We start from the raw sequence: 21,997 nt of genomic DNA on the forward strand, positions 1-21,997 counted from the left end.
CCATTTGGTATAATGGAAAAAGCACATTCGGTTGGATTGGAGATATGTAGCATGATCAAAACAAAACGGATTCAGCAAATCAAAGAGTATGTGTTTGACCGAGAATCTGCCTCACTAGATGAGCTTGTGGCGCATTTCGGCGTTTCAAAAAACACGATACGCCGAGATGTACAAGCATTGGTGGAGTCCGGCGTGTTCAAAAAAGTATATGGCGGAGTGGCTGTGAATCATTCAACGTTAGTGGTCTATCAGGAGCGAAAGACTCGTCAGCTCAGTAAAAAGCAATTGATTGGTCAAACAGCAGCTGCTTTTGTGGAGAATGGGGATATGATATTTGTAGATTCTGGTACGACAACACTTGAGATGCTCCCCTATTTGACTGAGAAACAGGTGACAGTTGTGACCAATAACGTAGATTTCATCACACAGGCAATGCCTTATGAAAATATGACCATCTTTTCTACCGGCGGAATGCTCGAGAGAAAAACGAATTCTTTCGTTGGCTATCAAAGTGTAGAGCGTTTGAAAGCTTACAATGTCAATAAAGCCTTTATCGCATCAACTGGTTTATCGATTGACCACGGAGTCACGAATTCATCCCCGCTTGAAACGGATATTAAAAAGACAATTGTTGAAAAAAGTGCAAAAACATTTTTATTAGTGGATGATAGTAAATTTAATCATTACGCTTTGACCACATTTTGTCATTTGCAAGATCTTGATGTCGTTGTGACGAATAAACAGCCAAGTGAAGACTATCTTCAATATGGAAAAGAGCATGATGTACAGTTTGCCACGCCTTTATCAGTAAATGAATAGATTACAAAAACAACGGCTCAGGAAGTTGAGCCGTTGTTTGATTCATTCATTTCAAGCTGCATGATCAGACGGAATAAAAAGCGGTACACGGCTGAGACGACTTCAATGAAAGGCATCTCTTCATGGATGTCCTCAAGCTCAAGAAGCTGTAAATTCACATCAAACAAGCCATCTTGTCCATTAAATTGAAGCTGTGCACCATTTAATGGAGCCAGAATGTCCTTTAGAATGCCCGTGTCTTTTTTAGGACGTTTGAAACCGAATAACACCGTATACGTTTGGAATACTTCATCCCATTCAATGGCTAACCCATCGACTCTTACCACATCAAACCACTTTGATTCGATATAAATGAATTCTTTTTGATGTTGTTTTACATATGTAAGTGGTGTGTTGAGAAATGAGGCGCCTTCTGATTGAATCATGTCCTCAGTTTCTTTGCCTACACGCTCTATATATACATCGCTAAAGCGTGCCTCTTCCTTTATTCTTGCACCTTCTAAATGCCAATTGTTGCGCTCCGCTTCGTCATATTCAAAGTCTGTCAGCGCTTGTCCTTCTTTCAATAGATCTTGTAAGCGATTTTGTAGCGACATAGCGATGTCTCCTTTCTTCTCCTTCATGTGCGTGTCTTATTTTAGCATAACTCATGAAAAGAAAGATATGACTCCGCATATGATGGTATGATAGTGTCAAAAGATACATCTCGGAGGGGTACGTTTTGCTCACAATGACACTGGCAGAAAAAATTGTAGACGAGGTTAAAAAGGTGCTGACTGAGGAAATCATCATTGCACAAACAAATGGCACCATCATAGCGGCAACAGATCCAGCGCGCATTGGCCAATTTCATGAAGGAGCATATTTGACATCCTTTGAAGGACAAAAACGAATCCTCACAAAGGATGATGAGCAGCGAATGAAAGGGGTCAAAGCTGGCATCAATCTGCCTATTTATTTTAAGCAAGAGGTCATTGGTGTGATTGGGATGACAGGAAATCCTATCCATGTCTCTCCATTTGGCGAAATATTACGAAAAATGACGGAATTGCTCATACAAGAACATGAATTTTTCCTAGAAACGGAAACCGATGAACGGCAACTTGAAGCGTTCGTGTTCGATTGGCTTCACCTGCCAGAGGCAGCCGTCGATCTCACTGAAAAAGCAGCGCGGCTGCAGCTTGATATTAATATGCAACGTGTAGTCGTCCTTATTGATTGTCATGATGAATCGTTTATGAAGCAGGATCAATATAAAAAAGTGAAGGAAATGCTGCATCTCACCCATCAGGAAATGATCGTCCGCTGGGGGCATGCCCGCTTTTTGCTCATGCTGCAAACTTCAGCAAATGATCGTGATACTTTGCAGCATCGTCTTTTTCATATCCATGCTACGCTCACAGCACGTTCCACGTCAAAGGTTTTGATAGGTGCGGGGAAACCTGCAGCTGGACGAATGATGAAGCAATCATTTCATCAAGCCTTTCGCGCGTTGAAAATGACGAATGCGGATACACCGATTGTATTTGATGAAGATTTAACACTTGAGCTTTTTATAGAAGAAGTGAGTCAGGAAACTAAAGAAGTGTTCCTTGATCGAACAATTGTCCCACTTCTCCCCTATCCTGAGCTAGTGAAAACATTGCGTGTACTCATGACGTCGGATTGCTCATTGAAATATACCGCGGAAGCGATGCACGTACATATCAATACACTGCATTACAGGCTAAAACGTATCCAAGATTTAACCACACTTGATCCAAAACGCATGCAAGATGCGATGCTCTTTTATTTAGCCTTGATGCTATTAGATCATCATCCAAATAATCGAAGCAAGCAGTCTGATATTTTGTAGAATCGTCCATAGGCATGAGGCGGTTCTTTTTTTATACTGAAAGAAACGGTATGTCTAACCAATAGGAGTGAATGCGCATGTTAAATTCTGAATTTTTAAATCAATTAAAAAAGATTGTCGGTGCGTCTCATGTACAAGACAGCAAAGCTGATCGGCTTGCCTACTCTTATGATGCAACGCCTAATTTTCAGCACATGCCAGATGTTATCATAAGCCCGCGTACAGCTGAGGACATCCAGCAAATTGTTCGGCTCTGCGCCTCATATCAGGTGCCGATTGTGCCAAGAGGGTCCGGAACGAACCTTTGTGCAGGAACCTGTCCTACACAAGGTGGACTTGTAATGTTGTTTACAAGGATGAACCAATTCATCGAAATAGATGAAGAAAACTTGACCGCAACGGTCCAGCCTGGCTTGATCACTCAGGAACTCATTCGCGAAGTAGAGGCAAGAGGCCTTTTCTATCCACCAGATCCAAGCTCGATGAAAATTTCGACGTTAGGCGGCAATATTAATGAAAATTCAGGTGGACTTCGGGGGTTAAAATATGGCGTGACGAGAGATTATGTACTTGGACTTGAAGTGGTTCTGCCAAACGGCGACATCATTAAAACGGGCGGTAAGCTCGCAAAAGACGTGGCCGGGTATGATATGACCCGTTTATTTGTTGGATCAGAAGGAACGCTCGGAATCGTTACTGAAGCTACGCTAAAGCTTTTGCCGCTTCCAGAAACTAAACAAACGATGCTTTGCTTATATGAAAGCCTTGAGGAAGCAGCTGCATCAGTTTCGGCGATTATTGCAGAACGTATCATCCCCGCCACATTAGAATTTATGGATCAACCGACACTAGAAGTCGTTGAAGACTTTGCCCAAATTGGCCTCCCTACTGACGTTCAAGCGGTGCTATTAATCGAACAGGACGGCAATCCGGAGGCTGTTTCCCGTGATATGCAAAACATCGCAAAGGTCTGTCAGCAGCACGGTGCAAAAGAAGTGAATATTGCACATTCTGAAGAAGAAGCAAGTGCCCTTTTAACAGCAAGACGAGCCGCTTTATCTGCTCTCGCCCGTTTAAGCCCTACGACTATTTTAGAAGATGCCACAGTCCCCCGTTCTGAAATTGCGAACATGGTAAGGGCGATCGAAGACATTGCGAGAGAGTACGAAGTGAAAATTTGTACTTTTGGTCATGCAGGCGACGGAAATCTGCACCCTACTTGTGCAACTGATGCAAGAAATGAAGAAGAAATGAAGCGGGTTGAAGAAGCCTTTCAGGCCATTTTTGAAAAAGCAGTCTCCCTCGGCGGCACCATTACAGGTGAACATGGTGTAGGTTTAATGAAAGCACCTTATTTGGAGCTAAAGGTCAAAAAAGAAGGAATCGCTGCAATGAAAGCGATCAAACAAGCGCTAGATCCAGCAAATATCATGAATCCTGATAAGGTGTTTGGAAAAGCAGCAAGGAAGCGAGTGGTGATCTCATGAATTCCTCTAAACAAACAGAGATGCAGCAAACATTTCAACAGCAAATGGATGAAAAGGAGCTGCTCAATTGCATGCGCTGCGGCTTCTGCCTCCCTTCCTGCCCTACCTATATTGAATCCGGTCAACAAGAAACGCACTCTCCACGCGGCCGAATTGCTTTAATGAAGGCGGTAAGAGACGGCGTGATTGAGCCTGATAAAGACGTCGAACATTCATTGAACCTTTGTCTTGGCTGCCGTGCATGTGAACCGGTCTGCCCCTCAGGCGTTAAATATGGCCGTTTACTTGAGGATGCAAGAGACATTATTCAGCAGCACAAAAAACAATCTCTTCCTGTCAAATTTGTGAGACGTGTTGCGTTCAAAGGACTCTTCCCTTCCCAAAGCCGGATGCGTCAAGCGGCTGGACTTCTGCGATTTTATCAAAGCTCTGGTCTGCAAACGGCCGCCCGCAAATCTGGCATGCTAAAGGTGCTTCCGCCGCATTTACAGCTGATGGAGCAGGCCCTTCCAAAGGTGCCGCGTCAACAAAAAAGGCGTGCGTTAGAATACAAAGCCATTGGCACAGCAAAAAAGCGTGTCGCCTTTTTTACTGGCTGTTTAATGGACACCGTTTTTTCCAGCACAAATGAAGCGACCATCCAGCTTTTGCAGCTGGCCGGCTGTGACGTTGTTGTCCCCCCTGTTCAGACGTGCTGCGGCGCACTTCATGGGCATAGCGGAGAAAAGGAACAAGCGAAAGAGCTAGCAAGGCGGAATATTGAAGCATTTGAGGGCATAGAGGCTGATGCCATTGTCATGAATGCGGGCGGATGTGGTGCCTTTTTAAGTGATTATGATCATTTGCTAAAGGATGATCCAGATTTTCAAAAACGAGGTGAAGCCTTCTCACAGAAAATCACGGATATATCAGACATTTTAGTGGAGCTGGCATTTCACCGCCGTACGCCGCTTGCTTTGCCAGAGCAAGTCATCACCTATCAAGATTCTTGTCATTTGCGAAACGGAATGGGTGTACAGCAAGCGCCAAGGGTGCTAATGAAGGCGGTTCAAGGGGTATCATTTAAAGAAATGAAGGATGCCGACCGCTGCTGCGGATCTGCCGGAATTTATAATATCTTACAGCCGCAAATGTCGATGCAAATTCTAGATCATAAAATGACAGAAGCTAGGCAAACAGCTGCGGCTGCTATTGTCACCTCCAATCCAGGCTGTCAGCTGCAAATGGCAGCAGGTATCAAACGGTCAGGACAATCGCCTAACATGCGGGCCGTGCATCTCGTCGATTTTTTATTAGAAGCCGTTCAATATGGAAAAAAAGCGTCCAGTTCATCAAGCTGAACGCTTTTTTTCATGCATATCTTCAGGCAATTGGTTGGATAATAGAGGCAAATCGCGCAAGGAGATGGTTCAAGTGCTGAAGAAAAACAAACAACAAAAAGACCCAAATTCAGTATTTGAGGCATTGTCACGTTCCTCTGATTTTACAAACGAGTTGTCACGAAGTGAAGGATTTCTTTATCGAATTTCTTTTTTTCGTTCTTTAATTAATGGTCATCTACTCCATGAACAAATTTTGCCCTTCATGAAAGAATTACAGCTCACACCCACTCTTGAGGAGCTGAAAGAACGAATTCCCATTGAACAGTCTGTCATCACGACCGATCTCAAGGAAGTGGAAAAAGCCCTTCATCGAGGGAATATGGCCATTCGGCTTGAAACGGACTGGGGCAAAGCGCTTCTAATCCCGATTGAAGAAAAGAAAGGCAGACAAGTAGGTCCGCCTGAGATTGAATTTGGCATTATTAGCGCGCAGGAAGCATTTGTGGAAGTTTTGGATACCAATTTAAATTTGGTCAGACGGCGACTGCCGACACCGAATCTGAAAGTGTCGGAAAAGACGGTTGGCACGCTCTCGCAAACTAAAGTAGCGGTGTTATATATTGAAGAGATTGCGAATCCGGCAAACATTGAAACCGTTCTCCAGCGTATTGAAGACATTGATTTTGATCAAATTTTAGATGCGAATTACCTTTCACAAATGCTTTATGATGTGTCCAATACGATCTTTCCATTGTTTTTAAATACAGAAAGGCCCGATCGCGTATCTTCAGGTTTATCAGAAGGGAAAATTGCCATTTTAGTGGATGGCTCGCCTCATGTCTTGCTTGCTCCGACGATTTTACTTGAGTATTTTTCCACTATGGAAGACTACAATATGCCGTGGATTGCAGCTTCTTGCTTTAGGCTGTTGCGCATATTTGCTGTGATATTTTCCATATTTGCGACACCTTTATATGTAGCCGTTTTAACGTTTCATTATGAGCTGATTCCAAAGGATTTATTAGAAACCATCGTGTCCTCTCGCTATCTTGTTCCATTTCCTCCAATCATTGAGGCGCTATTTTTAGAGATTTCGATTGAATTACTCAGAGAAGCTGGATCGAGGCTTCCAGCTAAAGTCGGACAGACACTCGGGATTGTTGGAGGGATCGTTATTGGACAGGCTGCTGTGGCAGCGGGCTTAACAAGTAATATTTTACTCATTATTGTTGCCCTTTCTGCTCTTGCCTCATTTGTCACCCCTATTTACAAAATGGGCAGTGCTATTCGGCTGCTGAGATTTCCGTTTCTACTTGCGGCTCAGGTGTGGGGTGCACTTGGTATTGCCATAATGGGAGCTTTCCTTCTCACCCATTTAATGAAATTAACGTCTATTGGACGTCCGTATCTAGAGCCAATTTTTCCGCTGCGTCTGACGGATTTAAAGGGGAGCTTGATTCGTCCTCAGCTCCGCTTTTTGAATAAAAGACCGGCAAATTTACGTCCGAAAAATGAAATCATTCATCGGCAAAAGCCTAAGCAAGGCAAAAAGGGGAAAAATGATTTTTATGAATAAGGAAGTGAAAGCATGAGTTCTTCTTCTGTAAAAGAGAAATTTCAAGTTTCCCCTTTTTTCGTGTTTTTTCTCATTAATGCCAATCAAGTAGGTGTTGGTATTTTAAACTTTCAAACAAACCTTGTGCGTTCTATGAATAATGATGGATGGATTGCTATTCTTATTTCTGGCATCAGTGTCAATGTCATGCTCTTTCTAATGTACTTAATGTTTAAAAAGGCCCCTTCGGATGAATTTGGTGATATCACGCAATATGTTTTTGGCAAATGGATTGGGCAATTATTCAACATCCTCTATATTTTATATTTTGCTTCCTTATCGTTGACCGTTCTCGTCCATTATATGGATGTGATCCATGTATGGCTGTTTAAAGAGATTCCAGGTCTATTGTTTGCGTCTGTACTATTGTTGCTCGTGTATTACATTCATACTGGCGGATTTAGAACGATTGCTGGATGGGCATTTTTTAGTATTGTACTGACATATTGGATGACGTTTATTTGTTTTTATGCCATGAAATATAGTCACATTCGCTTCATGTTCCCGATGTTTGATCATACATTTTCGCAGCTGCTAGTGGGAGTCAAAGATGCGTCATTATCCATGTTTGGTTTTGGCACATTGCTTGTCTATTATCCCTTTATTAAACAAGCGCAGACGTCTCAAAAATATGCTCACATGGGGGCATTATTCACGACATGCTTAAACTTACTCACTTTTCTCGTCTCCATTGCATATTACTCAAGTGCACAGCTTAAATTAACCAAATGGCCGACGCTAACGTTAACAAGCATTGTGAAGCTTCCGTTTATCCAGCGCTTTGAATTTATTGAAGTGTCTCTTTGGCTGTTTTTGATCATTCCAAATATCACGATTCCATTATGGGCTGCGAGCCGAATGGCAAAACAAGTGCTTCATACAAGTCAGCGTGTCACGTTCATCGGTCTCAGCATCCTCATTCTGGTCATGTTTTCATTTTTTACAGGGGCGACTTCTTTTGAAGCCTTTAACCAATGGCTAGAATATAGCGGATACTTTCTTGTATATGGCTTGATTGTCTGTATGGTCATTGGACTGATGTGGAAAAGAAGGTGGGTGAAAAAACGAGCATGAAACGTTATATACTCACGGGTCTCATGTTGTTTAGTCTTTTGTTAACTAGCTGTGCACAGCCTCGCCTTTTAGATGAATTAAATATTTCACAGGCGGCAGGCTTTGATTTAATCGAAGATGGAGAAATGAAGGGCTTCTTTGTCTTCCCAGTCTTTAAAAGCCAAGAACAAGGAAGTTATCAAATATTAAGCGCAAGGTCAAATACCATTAGTAATATTCAGTTTCTCGTATCAGAAAAATCACCTTTTCCAGTGGTCATGGGCCAGGTGCTTGTTATTTTAGTGAGTGAAAAATTAGCAAAGGATGTCGGCATGATCGATTTAATGAATTACATTTATCGTGATCCTATCATTGGTTCACGCCAAGTATTTGCCGTTGTAGGCGGAGATGTTGAAGACTTATTATATACAAAAATGAATCAAACAAACTTAAATATAGGCGTATATCTCTCTGATCTGCTATCCCAAAATATGCGAAATGGCAATCAACCTGTCACCAATCAGCATATTTTTATGAATCAGATGCTGGCAAAAGGAGTCGATGCTTCCCTGCCTTACATCAAGAAAACGAGCAATGCTATCAAAGTCACAGGAGTTGCTCTGTTTGATCAGGAAAAAATGGTCGGCCATATTCCTGGAGAAGACACATTCACATTTAAAGCGATGATTGAAAATCATAAAAATGGCATCTACGAGTTTCAATTGGCTGATCAAGCAAAGACCCATGTCGTCATTGAAAATATTAAATCACATGTGTCCTACCAGATCAAACCAACAAATCACTTAACAAAAAAACCTCATATCACGATTGATATCAAGCTGAAAGGCGAATTAAAAGAATTCATGAAGTCCAAAAAAATTGATAAACCGAACATATTGGACCAAGTCGAAAAAGAAGTAGAAAAACGTGTCGCTCAGCAAGGACAAGACCTTGTTCAGTCCTTTAAAAAGCAACATATTGACCCGCTTGGGCTAGGTTTAAGGTATCGATCAAAAGACAAAGCCATGACACCAGAAAAATGGCAGAAAATCTATCCTGATGCGGATATACAAATTAAATGCCATATGAATATTGTGCAAACTGGTGTCAGTCAATAAAGGAGTTGGAAATTATTCGAAAATATCTTCTTTATTGTTCAATATGGTAGACACGTTCGTTTTGACTCTTGGAACGCCATCTTTTTGAAGATAGTCATTTAAAGTGTTCTCTACTTCACTTTTATCTGTGTGAAGGATTTTAGGAGAATATTGTTCCACAAGGACTGGTCTATTCCCTTTAGCACAGTGTGCCATTGTTTCAAGGGCAATTAAACTGAAAGGTCTTCCTTTGTCTAGCCATGTTTTCATTCGATCCCAGGTTGGATGGCTTAAGGCTGCCAGCCTTCCCCAATGAACGTGAAAATGAGTGCAAGCTGACTCCATCCAATCCAGTATTTTGTTAGAACGGAAACGGTACAGGCAGATAAAAGCATCTGTCGGCAATTCTTTTTCACTGATCGATGTCAATTTCTCTAATACATGTTGTAAACCTTCATTTTCTGGCAAACTGCTGGCCGTTGCCCAAGAAAGTGGATAAAGCAATTCTTTGTCAGTCTGAATCATAAGTTCCCTTACCCACCCAGCGGCAGATGTACCTAAAACATCAGCTGTGATTTCTAGCATACGTGATTTCACTTCAATATGCTGAGTCTGATCAAACCGATATTGAACAGAGTCTAAGATTCTTTGCTGATCATGCTGTTTCAGCGCATCAATGACATCAGCCTCAAGAAACCACCTAGTGATTGAAAAGTCTAATAAAGACGCCAAATCTTGCCGAACATCTTGTAATGTGGGGGCTTTATCTTCTTTTGTGACGATGACATCACCCTCTAATAAGACAGCCTGTCCGTCCTCTCCATAAAAGTCATCATGCAGTAAAAATTGTTTAGGTGAATGGAGAACGGCTAAGTGATACCATTCAATCGGTCGTAAAGAATTGTTGAGTAGTCTCTTGTGACACGGTTGGCATAATTGATAAGGTTGTTTTGGTTCATCCGTATCTTCTACCACATTCATTGCGTTCTTTTGACAGGCTTCACACAAGACGGCATTTTCCACTCCATTCACTTCCTTTGAATCTAATCTTCGTCCTTTACATCTGGATCTTCAGGAATCGGTTCATTTAAAATCTCTTGGACGAGCTCTTTATATTGTTCAAGCTGCTTTATATGCGTTTGAAACTGTCCTTGATAAATGAGATATGATTCTCCGTCAAATACAAAACGGATCTTTTTTTGCTGAATTAATTTCTCAATATACGCCTCAGAAACTTCTAAGTATTCAGCTGTTTCTTCAATGGTTAAATACATGTTTGTGCACCACCCGTTCGTTTCATCTATCAAAGTATATCATGATTTGTTGAAAAAACGGTCACAGCCTGTACATGATAGTTCTTCACATAACAAGTGTTCACCAAGTAAATCGTCTAGGTGTGAGCAAATATGGTATGATAAAGTTTGCTCGATGGGCGTTTTTCGGTTTAGCCTTAATGAGAGGTAAGCGTAATCAGACTCATGAGAAAAGCAAAACAAGCATAGGCTTTTATCAGGATGCTTGAAGAAAATTCGTATTTAAAGGCAGCGTGAAATGAATGGGAACCTTTTTTAATGAAATTTTAACCTGGCTGACAAGCCTTGGTTATGTAGGTGTAGCTCTAGGTCTGATGATTGAAATCATTCCGAGCGAAATTGTACTAGCTTATGGCGGATATATGGTGTCAACAGGAACAATCGGTTTTGTGGGAGCTGTTATCGCTGGCGTCATCGGGGGTACGCTCGCACAGTGTTTTATATACTGGATTGGTCTTTATGGCGGAAGACCATTTTTAACAAAGTACGGAAAATACTTATTCATCCATGAACATCATATCGCCACTGCAGAGCGCTGGTTTGATCGATATGGAACCGGTGTGGTGTTTACAGCGCGCTTTATTCCTGTTGTCCGCCATGCCATCTCCATTCCAGCTGGTATTGCCAAAATGCCTTTTTTGAAATTTGTTCTATTGACAGGATTAGCAGCCATCCCTTGGTCGATCTTATTTATCTATCTCGGTATGCAGCTTGGGACAAAGTGGGATCACATTCAAAGCGTTGCTCACGCTTATACAACTCCTATTATGGCCATTGCAATCGTCTTGATCGTTCTCTATTTCGTCATAAAAAAAATTCGGACGAACCGAAAACGGACAATCTAATGAAAAACGCCTTCCACTGCTTTAGTGAAAGGCGTTTTTTCTATGAGTGTGAGGATTGTTTTTTCATATATTGAGATAATTCCATAATCATTGCACCCATTCTCTCAAGTGACGGGGCAAGAATCCTGTCAATGCCCTCTTCTTTTAAAGCTTCAGCTGTGACTTTTCCAACAGCTACTGCCAGTACGTGCTGCTCAAATAGCGCTTTAAGTTCTTCTTTTCTGCCCCATTTTGCTGCTAATGTGAAAAAGGCGTGCACCTGAACAGCGGTTGTAAAACAGACGGCGTGGACTTTTCCGTCTTTCATTTCTTGAAACAATGTTTCTGCGGCTTCTGGTTCAGGTGGTGTGTGCTGATAAGGTAAAAGTGGCAATACCTCTGCCCCTTTGTCATGTAAAAACTTCATGAGAGCTGGAGCATTTTCCCCGTGCAGCTGCACCATGACACGTTTGCCTTGAAACTCTTTGCCTTCAAGCTTTGAGATCAGATCACGCACTGTTCCATCTTCATCAGACACGTCTGGCTGAATTCCACGTTTTTTGAGAGCAGCATAGGTTTTGTATCCTCTTGAAGCAATTTGTGCATTTGATAGAATATGCATAAATTCTTCTCCTAAATCAAGCTCTTCTGCACTCTCAATTAATGTATCAGTCCCAATGCCTGTTGTTAAAATCACCCAGTCAGTACCTTGTTTCACAAAGGTTTCAATGCCTGGCTTTAACTCCTCTTTGGCTAAAAATACGGTTCCTTGAAGAGAACGAATAACAGCTTGTCCCCCTTGCTTTTCGACAAGTGTACGCATTTCTTCTGTTTTTCTCGTTCCACAAATGGCAATCGTTTTTCCAGATAAGCCTTTACTCAATTTTATCCCTCTTTTTCTATCACATTTGATATGTATTAAATATAGATTTATTTGGAAGACGATGCAAGTGTCTACTAAAAAAGAGCTTGACGTTTCGGTCTAATTCGAGTATCTTTTGTAAGTGCAAATTGTAGGAGGTCATTATGGAAAAACAGAATGTTCAAGCTTATCGATTATCAATTGCAGACCCAACACCACTTGGTTTGTTTGGTTTAGCAATGGTGACGCTCGTTGCGTCCTCACAAAAACTAGGAATTACAGATGGCACTTCCCTTATTTTACCTTGGGCTATCTTCCTTGGAGGCATCGCGCAACTGATCGCGTCCATACAAGATTCAAAGCATCATAATATTTTTGGAGCCACTGCCTTTGGCGCATTCGGTCTTTTTTGGATGGGCGTTGGAACGACTTGGCTCATTCAAGCGGGCGTTTTTGGGAAAACGCTTGCGGAAGCAGCAGATCCTAAACAACTAGGTTTTGCGTTTATCGGGTATTTAATTTTCAGCTTGTTTATGACGATTGGTGCAATGGAAACACATAAAGTATTATTTTTGATTTTTGTCTTTATTGATTTCTTATTCCTTGGTCTTTCCCTAAGCTCTTTTGGTGTGATGTACGACGTGACTCATACCATTGCCGGTATTGCAGAATTGATCATTTCCCTGCTTTCATTTTATGGTTCAGCAGCAGTTGTGCTCAATACTCATTTTGGCCGTACTGTGCTGCCAATTGGACAACCATTTCGTATTTTTACAAAAGCATAAGTAAAAAAGAACTGCTTTATGCAGTTCTTTTTTATGTTTATTTTTCTTGTGCTTCTTGGAAGATCTCGCCAATGATTTCATATGAACGCATTCTTTCTTGATGGTCAAACATATCCGAATTAATCATCAATTCGTCTGCTTGAGTGGCTTCAACAAAGGCTTCCAATTCTCTTTTCACCTTTTCTTTATCTCCGATCATTGTCGAACTTAATTGTTCATCCACCATTGCTTTTTCATATGGACTCCAAAGACTGTCCATACTGTCGACAGGCGCTTTGAGTTTTCCTGGAGTATTTCGAATGAGGCTCAAAAACCGCTGATAATGAGAGGTTGCCAAATATTCAGCTCGCTCTGTTTGATCTGCAGCAAAAGCTGTCACCCCCACCATGGCATAAGGCTCTTTTAACACATCAGATGGTCTAAATGACTGTCTATACAACTCTAAAGCAGGAATTGTATTTTTAGGTGAAAAATGTGCCGCAAATGCGAATGGCAATCCAAGCTCTCCTGCAAGTCTTGCGCTAAAACCACTTGACCCAAGGAGCCATATCGGAATGTCTAGCCCCTCTCCCGGAACGGCTCTTACATGCTTTTTGACCTGGCCGGTTGGCTTGAAATATTGCATAAGTTCTTCTAGCTGCTCAGGGAAATCCTCTCCATTATGAAGATTACGTCTAAGTGCCCTTGCCGTTAACTGATCTGTCCCTGGTGCTCTGCCAAGACCTAAATCAATTCTCCCTGGATATAATGTCTCAAGTGTGCCGAATTGTTCAGCAATGACAAGTGAAGAGTGGTTTGGCAGCATAATTCCGCCAGACCCTACTCGAATTTTCTCGGTTCCGCCAGCAATATATCCAATTAAAACGGACGTTGCTGAACTTGCAACACCTTCCATATTATGGTGTTCCGCAAGCCAATATCTATGATAACCCCACTTCTCCGCCTTTTTTGCTAAATCCATACTATGTTCAAAAGATTCCTTAATGGTGCCGCCTTCTGTCACAGAGGATAAATTTAAAACGGAATAAGCTGTGCGCTTTAAAACTGATTGACTCATAAATGATGTCCCCATTTCTGTCAAAAATCATACTAGTTTCATACTTTCAACACCATAACATAAAATCATAAAACATTTAAATGATTTGATTCGATGATTTTCGAAATGATGATTTTCTAGGTTTTACTTCCAATTTAAAAATTTGCTCATAGAATGAAATATCAATTTTAGGAGATGGGCAATTTGTACAATCAATTCGATCACAAATGTCCCTTTTGCGGTAAATATCATGAGGAGCCTCATTACAAAAGATCACGTCATGATCGTCCTCAAAGAAGAGACTGTCCATTTATCAAACAAGAACATTCAAAACAAAACAGACCTCAAGGGGATCCCCCCTGTGCAAAAGGAGAAAAACAACCAAAAATAATTCAAAGGGTTGGACGAAGAGGCCCAGCAGGTCCCGCAGGGCCTACCGGACCAACCGGACCTGCTGGCGGATTAACCGGCGCCCTCTCATTTAACCCCTCACAATCACAAGATTACGAGGCGGGTCAAGTCGTTACGTTTAATGGCAGTACTTATATTGCCAAGGTAGATGCTCCCTCAGGAATACCTGGACTTTCCCCCGATTATACGCTTTTGGCAGCTTCTGGGGAAACTGGTCCGACTGGCCCTACAGGGGTAGGATTAAGTGGTATTGAAGCATATGATCCAGCAAGAGCATCCACGTATTCAGTGGGTCAAGTGGTCACTTATGAAGGTGGTACGTATATTGTGAACTCGGCTCCACCTTTAGGTACGCCAGATACGTCCCCGGATTATACGCTTTTGGCAGCACCTGGTGATCCGGGTTCTACTGGCGTCACAGGTAGCACTGGTTCAACCGGACCTACTGGAGTTACAGGTATCACTGGGGCAACCGGACCTACTGGTGACACGGGAATCACTGGTTCAACCGGATCTACTGGTGACACGGGAATCACTGGGGCAACTGGACCTACTGGCGTCACAGGTATCACTGGGGCAACTGGATCTACTGGTGCCACAGGTAGCACTGGTTCAACCGGACCTACTGGCGCCACAGGTAGCACTGGACCAACTGGTCCGACTGGCGCTACAGGAATCACTGGTTCAACCGGACCTACTGGCGCCACAGGTAGCACTGGACCAACTGGTCCGACTGGCGCTACAGGAATCACTGGTTCAACCGGACCTACTGGTGACACAGGTAGCACTGGATCAACTGGATCTACTGGTGCCACGGGAATCACTGGGGCAACTGGATCTACTGGTGCCACGGGAATCACTGGGGCAACTGGACCTACTGGCGTCACAGGTAGCACTGGACCAACTGGTCCGACTGGCGCTACAGGAATCACTGGTTCAACCGGACCTACTGGTGACACAGGTAGCACTGGGGCAACTGGATCTACTGGTGACACGGGAATCACTGGGGCAACTGGACCTACTGGCGTCACAGGTAGCACTGGACCAACTGGTCCGACTGGCGCTACAGGAATCACTGGTTCAACCGGACCTACTGGTGACACAGGTAGCACTGGGGCAACTGGATCTACTGGTGCCACGGGAATCACTGGGGCAACTGGACCTACTGGCGTCACAGGTAGCACTGGGGCAACTGGATCTACTGGTGACACAGGTAGCACTGGTTCAACCGGACCTACTGGCGCCACAGGAATCACTGGGGCAACTGGATCTACTGGTGCCACAGGTAGCACTGGGGCAACTGGATCTACTGGCGTCACAGGTAGCACTGGGGCAACTGGATCTCTCCGACTGGCGTCACAGGAATCACTGGGGCAACTGGACTGGCGTCACAGGAATCACTGGGGCAACTGGATCTACTGGACTGGTCACAGGTAGCACTGGGGCAACTGGATCTACTGGGCCATCACTGGGGGACCTACTGGTCCGACTGGCGTCACAGGTAGCACTGGGGCAACTGGATCTACTGGCATCACTGGACCTACTGGTCCTACTGGCGTCACAGGTAGCACTGGGGTCACAGGTAGCACTGGGGCAACTGGATCTACTGGCATCACTGGTGCAACTGGACCTACTGGCGCTACAGGAATCACTGGGGCAACTGGATCTACTGGCGTCACAGGTATCACTGGTTCAACTGGATCTACTGGCGCTACAGGAATCACTGGGGCAACTGGATCTACTGGTGCCACAGGTAGCACTGGGGCAACTGGACCTACTGGCATCACAGGTAGCACTGGTGCAACTGGACCTACTGGCGCTACAGGAATCACTGGGGCAACTGGATCTACTGGTGCCACTGGATTCACTGGGGCAACCGGATCTACTGGTGCCACGGGAATCACTGGAGCGACTGGATCTACTGGCATCACTGGAATCACTGGTGCCACTGGATCTACTGGTGACACAGGTAGCACTGGTTCAACCGGACCTACTGGCGCCACAGGTAGCACTGGGGCAACTGGATCTACTGGTGACACGGGAATCACTGGGGCAACTGGACCTACTGGCGTCACAGGTAGCACTGGACCAACTGGTCCGACTGGCGCTACAGGAATCACTGGTTCAACCGGACCTACTGGTGACACAGGTAGCACTGGGGCAACTGGATCTACTGGTGCCACGGGAATCACTGGGGCAACTGGACCTACTGGCGTCACAGGTAGCACTGGGGCAACTGGATCTACTGGTGACACAGGTAGCACTGGTTCAACCGGATCTACTGGTGCCACGGGAATCACTGGGGCAACTGGACCTACTGGTGCCACGGGAATCACTGGGGCAACTGGACCTACTGGCGTCACAGGTAGCACTGGTCCGACTGGGGCTACAGGAATCACAGGACCAACCGGACCTACTGGCGTCACAGGTGTTACTGGAGCTACTGGAACAGGTGGTTTTACGGATACAGCACTTTATGCTGCTAATAGTTCTGGTCCTACCATTGTTACTGTAGCCGGGGGAACGAATATTCCATTGCCGAACTTTCAAAACATTACTGGTTTTACAGCAAACGGCACAAGTACGGTTTTTACCGTTCTGCAAACAGGTAAATATTATATTACGTATCAAGTCAACACCACTACAGCACTTTTGATTAATACGCGTTTGCTTTTAAATGGAGCAAATACTATTTCTGGTTCTGTTCAATCACCTGTTATCTCTACTTCATTTATCAACAATACTGTCATTGTTAATTTAACAGCTGGTAATACTATTTCACTGCAGTTTTTTGGGGCGGTTGTCACAGCTATATTAGTTGGCGGTGGTGGTGCTGCCGGAGCAACCTTGACTATTATACGGCTCAGTTAAACAAAAAAAGAAAGGCTTTTTCAGCCTTTCTTTTTTATGTCTTCTATGACTTTTATACATTGTTCGATATCATCAGATTGTAAGAGGTGAAAAATAGATTGGATGACGGTAAACTCTAAATTCCACCATTCTAATAACTGAAGTTTTTCAATTGTTTTAGATGAAAATCGGTATTTCATGAGCTGCTGCGGATTTCCTGCGGCGATTGCATATGGCGGTACATCTTTTGTGATCACACTATTTGCTCCAATTACTGCTCCGTTCCCTATACATACTCCTGACATAATCGTCGCTCCATTTCCAATCCATACGTCGTGCCCTATGTGCACATCTCCTTTTGATCTGGGATGTCCTTTGATGTGGGCAGCTTCTTTGAAAATTTGATTAAATGGATACGTTGTGACCCAATCTGTCCGGTGTTCACCGCCAAGAAAAATTTTCACTTCGTTTGCAATGGAACAAAACTTACCGATGGTTAGTGTCGTTCCTTCCCCCCATGTCAACACTTGGAAATCTGGTCCGGCATAAGAAAAATCACCGATATCGTGCGTACTCAGTTCACTTCTTTGATTCAAAAACATAGAAGATCACACCTCCTGAAATGTGATAGATCTTCGTATGTATATGCTACTTCACACGTTTACATTATGATTGCACAAGCGCTACAATCTGTTTTTTCTTCCAAACCAGCTGATAGTAGCCGTATTGAAGGAGTAAGTTCACAAAGAAAGCCGCAGGATAGCCAATCCATATGCCCTTGATGCCAAGGGATGTGTAGTGCGATAACACATAAGCAACTGGTACTTCTACAAGCCAAATAGAGCAAATACTAAAGATTGTTGGCCATAAAACTGTTCCACTTGCTCTCATCGTGGCTGCAACAATTTGGGCTGTTCCAAAAATAAGATAGCTCCATAATGTAATGACGACTAAGCTATAGGCAATGTCAATCGTCTTAGAATCTGTTAAAAAGATAGATAAAATCTGTGGTGCTAAGAGATAAACGATGATAATAATGAATCCGCCTATGGCGAAATTGAGCCCTAACCCGATTTTTATTACATCTTTCAAGCGGTTGATATTCCCTGCACCGATGAATTGTGCTGCAAAGATCGAGACTGCAATGCCGAGACTTACCGCCGGCATCTGCACATAGCTCACAACTTGATTGACAACGCCATACGCAGCAGTCGCCTGTGACCCATAATCATTGACAAAGGAAATAACAGCAATTTCTGATAAGGAAATGAGAATCATATTAATGCTCGATGGAATGCTGAGCTTTAATAATGTTTTTAGTAAATCCCCTTTCATCAATAAATGCTTTCTAACTGATGCATCAATACGAAGCGGGTGCTTTGTCTTATATAAGTAGATATGTAGAATAGTAAACGTCACAATGGTTGAAATCACAGAAGCATATGCAGCGCCGTATAAACCGAACGCTGGCAGTCCGAGCCAGCCAAATAATAAAATCGGCAGCATTAAAATATTCGTTGCTGTACTAATCATTAAGAAATAAAAAGGTGTTTTCGAATCCCCAGTTCCTCGCAGGAAGGTCGTGTACACAAAATAAAGAAATAAGATTGGCATTGAGATGAATAGAATTCTGGCATACGCCGCACTTTCCTTCACGATATTTGCAGGTGTCCCCATGAGGTTTAAAATGTCAGTGGCAAAAAAACCTCCAATAATTGCTAAAGAAAGTCCGATCAAAAAAGTGAATGAAAGCGTTGTGCCGATAATTTCTTTTAACCTTTGTTCATTTTTTGCTCCATACGCTTGTCCAATTAGGATTGAACTTCCTGATCCAATTCCAATGGAAAAAGAAACGAGTAAAAAGAAAAGCGGAAAGAATGCAGAAATGGCAGCTACTGCATCCTCTCCGATCCATCTGCCAACAAGAACGATGGATACAAGCTGTCCGATTGATTGCAAAATATTGCTAAGCAAAAGCGGGACGAGAAAAATGGACATGGTTTTTACTAAAGATTGATTGTTATCTAACGTCATGATGGTTCTCCTTCTCTATCTAAAGATTCTCAGCTAAAATGCTGACAATGTGGTCTTCTATCTCTTTCCCCTTTTCGTCATCAACAAGATGATTTAATAAGATGGAAAAAGCGATTGTTTTTCCGCTCTTCGTGTCAATGTATCCAGAAAGTGTACTGACTGTAGTTAATGAACCTGTTTTTGCACGTACTTTTTCTAGTGTAGCAGGTTTTTTTAATCTGTTCCTTAACGTCCCTCCGACCATTCGTTCACTTGCCCCAGCTAACGGAAGCGCATGTTCAAAGGTCTTAAACCACTTTTCTTTTTGAATGTTTGCTAAAAATAATGTGAACTGATTGGCAGAAACAAGGTTAATAGGTGATATGCCTGACCCATCTCGCAAAACTGTCAGAGAAGAATCTATGCCAAAGGCAGGAAGACGTTCATTCATGACATCTAGTCCAGCTTCAAAGCTCCCTTTGTTCTTCACTTTCTTGCCTAGCTCCTTTAGCAAAACTTCTGCATGGGTATTGTTGCTGAGTTTCATCATGGGAACAAGAAGCTCTGATAAAGGCATAGATGAATGGGAAGCAATTTTCTTCGCTTTTTTAGGAACTTGTTTTGTTTTCAGTGGTCCCTTTACTTGGATCCCTTCCACCCTTAATGCGTGTTTCATTAAATCTAACGCATAAGAGGTTGGTTCCCATAACGCTACCCATTGCCTAGATACACTCGCTTTTACCGGAATAGTTCCAGTCAAAGTGATCTTGTTGGTTCCGTGAGAACGCTTAAAAGAAATTTTCTTTTTCCCGCCTTCTGGTACGGTTTTTACTTGATTGATGACTTGAGGGACAGAAGTCTTCGGAATCATGTCATAGGTCGCTTTTTGCCCTGCCTTTTTGCCAGGCTTAACTTCAAGAATCACTGTTCCGGCATCATAATCTTGATTCGGTGAAGCTGTGAGAGCAGAGATTTGTGCACCGTAATATTGATCCTCATCACTCCAAGGTAAATCAATCGAATATCTTGTGTCATCATACCATGTATCGTCTGCCGCAAGCTGTCCGCGAATCGTATGTATTCCGGCCTTTTTCACTTGTTTGGCAAGTGCTGCAAAATCCTCTTCTAATAAAGTCGGATCTCCGGTACCGCGTAGATACAGGCTTCCATGTAACGTTTTCTTTTGAATAGAACCATCCATCCAGATGTCTGTAGGGAATGTGTGTGTTTCTCCAAGTATATCAAGGGCGATGGCTGATGTGAGAAGTTTAATATTAGAAGCAGGAGTGAGACGCATATCAGCTTGATGTTCATAAAGAAGAGAGGAGTCAGAAGTATCGCGGACGCTAATGCCTGAGATTGCGCCCTCTAAATCAGGTGCTGTTCGTATGAATTCATCTAAAGTTGTCATCCACGATAGTGAGCCGTTACGAGCTGTCAGTTGATCATCTTTTGCTGAAAACGGGAGAAATAAAATCGACAGAATACATATTTGTAAAAACAAGAGCTGTGAAAAACGCTTCACGGAATCCCTCCTTTTTTGTCTCAGCCAATTTTAGAAGAATATGTTCATTATACACAAAAGAACGTTTGTTCTCAAAGGTTTTTTAAACAGAAAAGTCAGCTTTCTTTGACGAAAACTGACAAGCCCTTTACCTTTTTTCTGGATTCCAGCCATCGGCTCCGCCAAGAACAGCTTGCACCGTGATTTGACTTGCTTCATTTTTCGTTAAAATGCTGGACCATTTCACGCGGTTTGTCAAATTGCTTCCTGCCCCTGTCGATCCGTATTCTTTATATCTTGCTGTTCTTTCGTTATCGCGGTTATCCCAGTTATGCCACCCCTCTGCCTTTATATGATGATCCATTTTTGTATTGAGGAATGTCACAGCAGAATGAGGCCTCCACGGACGTCCTAAATAAACTGATTGAGCAGCAGCCGTGCCCTTTTGCAGCGTAGAATCAATCAATACATAGCCATATTTTTGAAATTCTGTTGTGGATGCTGCAGTAATATACCCATTTCCAAGACTTTTTATTTCAGCTCTTTTAAACACGGCTGTAGCTGATCCAAAAATAAAATCGACCGTTCCTTCGATATAGCAGTTTTCATAATATTGCCGGCCTGTACCCGTTGCATAAAGTGTATCTTGATACCCTAAGACTCGTACTTGTTTGAATGCAGCCCGGTCACCAGAGACGTACAGTGCAACCGCCTGACCAGCATGTCTGCCGGCCGTATTTTGAAAGGTAATATTTTCTGCGTAAAAGTCGTTCGCACGAATCATTGTGCTTGAACTATTTGTTGTGCTTCCAGTACTTGCATTTGTATCATTATACGTCAGAATCGTCTTGTATTGGTCTTCCCCGATAAAGGACACGTAAGGTTTATTTTGTGGAAGCAGGATTTTTTCTTTATACACACCATTTTTAATATAGATCGTGACGCGCTGTTGATTATTTGCTGGAATCGCATCAATGGCAGACTGAACGGTTCGAAACGAGCCATTTCCCTTTTGATCGACCACAAGGACGCGATTTGTTTGATTCTGATGTCCGGCTGCTTGAAGTGAAGCAGAGTTCAATAGTAATAAAGACAAGGCGATCACAAGCCATACCTTTCCATACTTCATCGTACATCTCCTCCTCTTTGTG

General features: G+C 43.0%; 20 protein-coding genes. 11 read left to right on the forward strand and 9 right to left on the reverse strand.

Annotation, left to right across the window (positions count from 1 at the left end; genetic code table 11):
* The first annotated feature begins 51 nt into the window (after positions 1 to 51).
* On the forward strand, positions 52 to 819 hold the full coding sequence (locus MHI35_RS09160) for a DeoR/GlpR family DNA-binding transcription regulator (RefSeq protein WP_211063950.1): 768 nt from the start codon (positions 52 to 54) through the stop codon (positions 817 to 819).
* Between the two features lie 17 nt (positions 820 to 836).
* Here MHI35_RS09160 and MHI35_RS09165 read toward each other — a convergent pair whose 3' ends face one another.
* Positions 837 to 1,415: a branched-chain amino acid aminotransferase gene (locus tag MHI35_RS09165; RefSeq protein WP_211063949.1), complete on the reverse strand. Its 579-nt coding sequence runs from the start codon at positions 1,413 to 1,415 to the stop codon at positions 837 to 839.
* 125 nt (positions 1,416 to 1,540) lie between these two features.
* Here MHI35_RS09165 and MHI35_RS09170 point away from each other — a divergent pair, with 125 nt between their 5' ends.
* From MHI35_RS09170 to MHI35_RS09195, 6 genes are all read left to right on the forward strand, one after another.
* Positions 1,541 to 2,674 (forward strand): CdaR family transcriptional regulator, encoded by a 1,134-nt coding sequence (locus MHI35_RS09170; RefSeq protein ID WP_335349389.1) that lies wholly within the window; start codon positions 1,541 to 1,543, stop codon positions 2,672 to 2,674.
* A gap of 77 nt (positions 2,675 to 2,751) precedes the next feature.
* The gene (glcD, locus tag MHI35_RS09175) at positions 2,752 to 4,161 is read left to right on the forward strand and encodes a glycolate oxidase subunit GlcD (RefSeq protein WP_211063947.1); all 1,410 of its coding nucleotides are present in this window, start codon (positions 2,752 to 2,754) and stop codon (positions 4,159 to 4,161) included.
* Positions 4,158 to 5,501 (forward strand): (Fe-S)-binding protein, encoded by a 1,344-nt coding sequence (locus MHI35_RS09180; RefSeq protein ID WP_211063946.1) that lies wholly within the window; start codon positions 4,158 to 4,160, stop codon positions 5,499 to 5,501. Before glcD ends, MHI35_RS09180 begins: the two co-directional genes overlap by 4 nt.
* Before the next feature lie 73 nt (positions 5,502 to 5,574).
* Complete coding sequence (locus MHI35_RS09185) at positions 5,575 to 7,059, forward strand: spore germination protein (RefSeq protein WP_211063945.1); 1,485 nt, start codon at positions 5,575 to 5,577, stop codon at positions 7,057 to 7,059.
* A gap of 12 nt (positions 7,060 to 7,071) precedes the next feature.
* Positions 7,072 to 8,172, forward strand: coding sequence for a GerAB/ArcD/ProY family transporter (locus MHI35_RS09190; RefSeq protein WP_211063944.1), 1,101 nt, complete (start codon positions 7,072 to 7,074; stop codon positions 8,170 to 8,172).
* Entirely contained in the window at positions 8,169 to 9,269 is a 1,101-nt protein-coding gene (locus MHI35_RS09195; RefSeq protein ID WP_335349390.1) for a Ger(x)C family spore germination protein, read from the forward strand. The genes MHI35_RS09190 and MHI35_RS09195 overlap by 4 nt, the downstream gene beginning before the upstream one ends.
* A gap of 12 nt (positions 9,270 to 9,281) precedes the next feature.
* Here MHI35_RS09195 and MHI35_RS09200 read toward each other — a convergent pair whose 3' ends face one another.
* Together MHI35_RS09200 and MHI35_RS09205 are read right to left on the reverse strand one after the other, a co-directional pair.
* The gene (locus MHI35_RS09200) at positions 9,282 to 10,271 is read right to left on the reverse strand and encodes a hypothetical protein (protein ID WP_335349391.1); all 990 of its coding nucleotides are present in this window, start codon (positions 10,269 to 10,271) and stop codon (positions 9,282 to 9,284) included.
* Between the two features lie 20 nt (positions 10,272 to 10,291).
* Positions 10,292 to 10,522, reverse strand: a complete 231-nt coding sequence (locus tag MHI35_RS09205; protein WP_012010197.1) for an excisionase family DNA-binding protein — start codon at positions 10,520 to 10,522, stop codon at positions 10,292 to 10,294.
* Between the two features lie 281 nt (positions 10,523 to 10,803).
* Between MHI35_RS09205 and MHI35_RS09210 the strand changes: the two genes are divergently transcribed.
* Positions 10,804 to 11,406: a DedA family protein gene (locus MHI35_RS09210; RefSeq protein ID WP_012010198.1), complete on the forward strand. Its 603-nt coding sequence runs from the start codon at positions 10,804 to 10,806 to the stop codon at positions 11,404 to 11,406.
* Positions 11,407 to 11,446: 40 nt separating this feature from the next.
* On the opposite strand, the gene MHI35_RS09215 is transcribed toward MHI35_RS09210, so the two are convergent.
* Complete coding sequence (locus MHI35_RS09215) at positions 11,447 to 12,268, reverse strand: uroporphyrinogen-III synthase (protein WP_211063942.1); 822 nt, start codon at positions 12,266 to 12,268, stop codon at positions 11,447 to 11,449.
* 143 nt (positions 12,269 to 12,411) lie between these two features.
* Between MHI35_RS09215 and MHI35_RS09220 the strand changes: the two genes are divergently transcribed.
* On the forward strand, positions 12,412 to 13,032 hold the full coding sequence (locus tag MHI35_RS09220) for an acetate uptake transporter (protein WP_012010200.1): 621 nt from the start codon (positions 12,412 to 12,414) through the stop codon (positions 13,030 to 13,032).
* Between the two features lie 37 nt (positions 13,033 to 13,069).
* On the opposite strand, the gene MHI35_RS09225 is transcribed toward MHI35_RS09220, so the two are convergent.
* Positions 13,070 to 14,089 (reverse strand): LLM class flavin-dependent oxidoreductase, encoded by a 1,020-nt coding sequence (locus MHI35_RS09225; protein ID WP_335349392.1) that lies wholly within the window; start codon positions 14,087 to 14,089, stop codon positions 13,070 to 13,072.
* 174 nt (positions 14,090 to 14,263) lie between these two features.
* Between MHI35_RS09225 and MHI35_RS18895 the strand changes: the two genes are divergently transcribed.
* Complete coding sequence (locus MHI35_RS18895) at positions 14,264 to 15,916, forward strand: BclA C-terminal domain-containing protein (RefSeq protein WP_445661559.1); 1,653 nt, start codon at positions 14,264 to 14,266, stop codon at positions 15,914 to 15,916.
* Positions 15,917 to 16,126: 210 nt separating this feature from the next.
* On the forward strand, positions 16,127 to 17,350 hold the full coding sequence (locus MHI35_RS09235; protein WP_445661563.1) for a BclA C-terminal domain-containing protein: 1,224 nt from the start codon (positions 16,127 to 16,129) through the stop codon (positions 17,348 to 17,350).
* A gap of 20 nt (positions 17,351 to 17,370) precedes the next feature.
* Here the strand turns inward: MHI35_RS09235 and MHI35_RS09240 are convergent, their stop codons facing one another.
* From MHI35_RS09240 to MHI35_RS09255, 4 genes are all read right to left on the reverse strand, one after another.
* Complete coding sequence (locus MHI35_RS09240) at positions 17,371 to 17,931, reverse strand: CatB-related O-acetyltransferase (protein ID WP_144523268.1); 561 nt, start codon at positions 17,929 to 17,931, stop codon at positions 17,371 to 17,373.
* A gap of 64 nt (positions 17,932 to 17,995) precedes the next feature.
* Positions 17,996 to 19,363, reverse strand: coding sequence for an MATE family efflux transporter (locus MHI35_RS09245; RefSeq protein WP_335349833.1), 1,368 nt, complete (start codon positions 19,361 to 19,363; stop codon positions 17,996 to 17,998).
* Positions 19,364 to 19,382: 19 nt separating this feature from the next.
* On the reverse strand, positions 19,383 to 20,867 hold the full coding sequence (gene dacB / locus MHI35_RS09250) for a D-alanyl-D-alanine carboxypeptidase/D-alanyl-D-alanine endopeptidase (protein WP_335349832.1): 1,485 nt from the start codon (positions 20,865 to 20,867) through the stop codon (positions 19,383 to 19,385).
* A gap of 127 nt (positions 20,868 to 20,994) precedes the next feature.
* A complete protein-coding gene (locus MHI35_RS09255; protein WP_144523271.1) occupies positions 20,995 to 21,975 on the reverse strand; it encodes a pectinesterase family protein in 981 nt (326 codons plus the stop codon).
* Positions 21,976 to 21,997 lie beyond the last annotated feature (22 nt).

This window comes from Bacillus sp. FSL K6-3459 (genome assembly GCF_038003305.1).
GTDB classification, from domain to species: domain Bacteria; phylum Bacillota; class Bacilli; order Bacillales; family Bacillaceae; genus Bacillus; species Bacillus pumilus_O.

Excerpts from the sequence above, each read along its gene's own strand:
- glcD (WP_211063947.1), top strand. The coding sequence starts at position 2,752 with ATGTTAAATTCTGAATTTTTAAATCAATTAAAAAAGATTGTCGGTGCG.
- MHI35_RS09195 (WP_335349390.1), top strand. The coding sequence starts at position 8,169 with ATGAAACGTTATATACTCACGGGTCTCATGTTGTTTAGTCTTTTGTTA.
- MHI35_RS18895 (WP_445661559.1), top strand. The coding sequence starts at position 14,264 with ATGGGCAATTTGTACAATCAATTCGATCACAAATGTCCCTTTTGCGGT.
- MHI35_RS09205 (WP_012010197.1), bottom strand. The coding sequence starts at position 10,522 with ATGTATTTAACCATTGAAGAAACAGCTGAATACTTAGAAGTTTCTGAG.
- MHI35_RS09165 (WP_211063949.1), bottom strand. The coding sequence starts at position 1,415 with ATGTCGCTACAAAATCGCTTACAAGATCTATTGAAAGAAGGACAAGCG.
- MHI35_RS09240 (WP_144523268.1), bottom strand. The coding sequence starts at position 17,931 with ATGTTTTTGAATCAAAGAAGTGAACTGAGTACGCACGATATCGGTGAT.
- MHI35_RS09210 (WP_012010198.1), top strand. The coding sequence starts at position 10,804 with ATGGGAACCTTTTTTAATGAAATTTTAACCTGGCTGACAAGCCTTGGT.
- MHI35_RS09160 (WP_211063950.1), top strand. The coding sequence starts at position 52 with ATGATCAAAACAAAACGGATTCAGCAAATCAAAGAGTATGTGTTTGAC.
- MHI35_RS09225 (WP_335349392.1), bottom strand. The coding sequence starts at position 14,089 with ATGAGTCAATCAGTTTTAAAGCGCACAGCTTATTCCGTTTTAAATTTA.
- MHI35_RS09190 (WP_211063944.1), top strand. The coding sequence starts at position 7,072 with ATGAGTTCTTCTTCTGTAAAAGAGAAATTTCAAGTTTCCCCTTTTTTC.
- MHI35_RS09220 (WP_012010200.1), top strand. The coding sequence starts at position 12,412 with ATGGAAAAACAGAATGTTCAAGCTTATCGATTATCAATTGCAGACCCA.
- MHI35_RS09255 (WP_144523271.1), bottom strand. The coding sequence starts at position 21,975 with ATGAAGTATGGAAAGGTATGGCTTGTGATCGCCTTGTCTTTATTACTA.
- MHI35_RS09245 (WP_335349833.1), bottom strand. The coding sequence starts at position 19,363 with ATGACGTTAGATAACAATCAATCTTTAGTAAAAACCATGTCCATTTTT.
- MHI35_RS09180 (WP_211063946.1), top strand. The coding sequence starts at position 4,158 with ATGAATTCCTCTAAACAAACAGAGATGCAGCAAACATTTCAACAGCAA.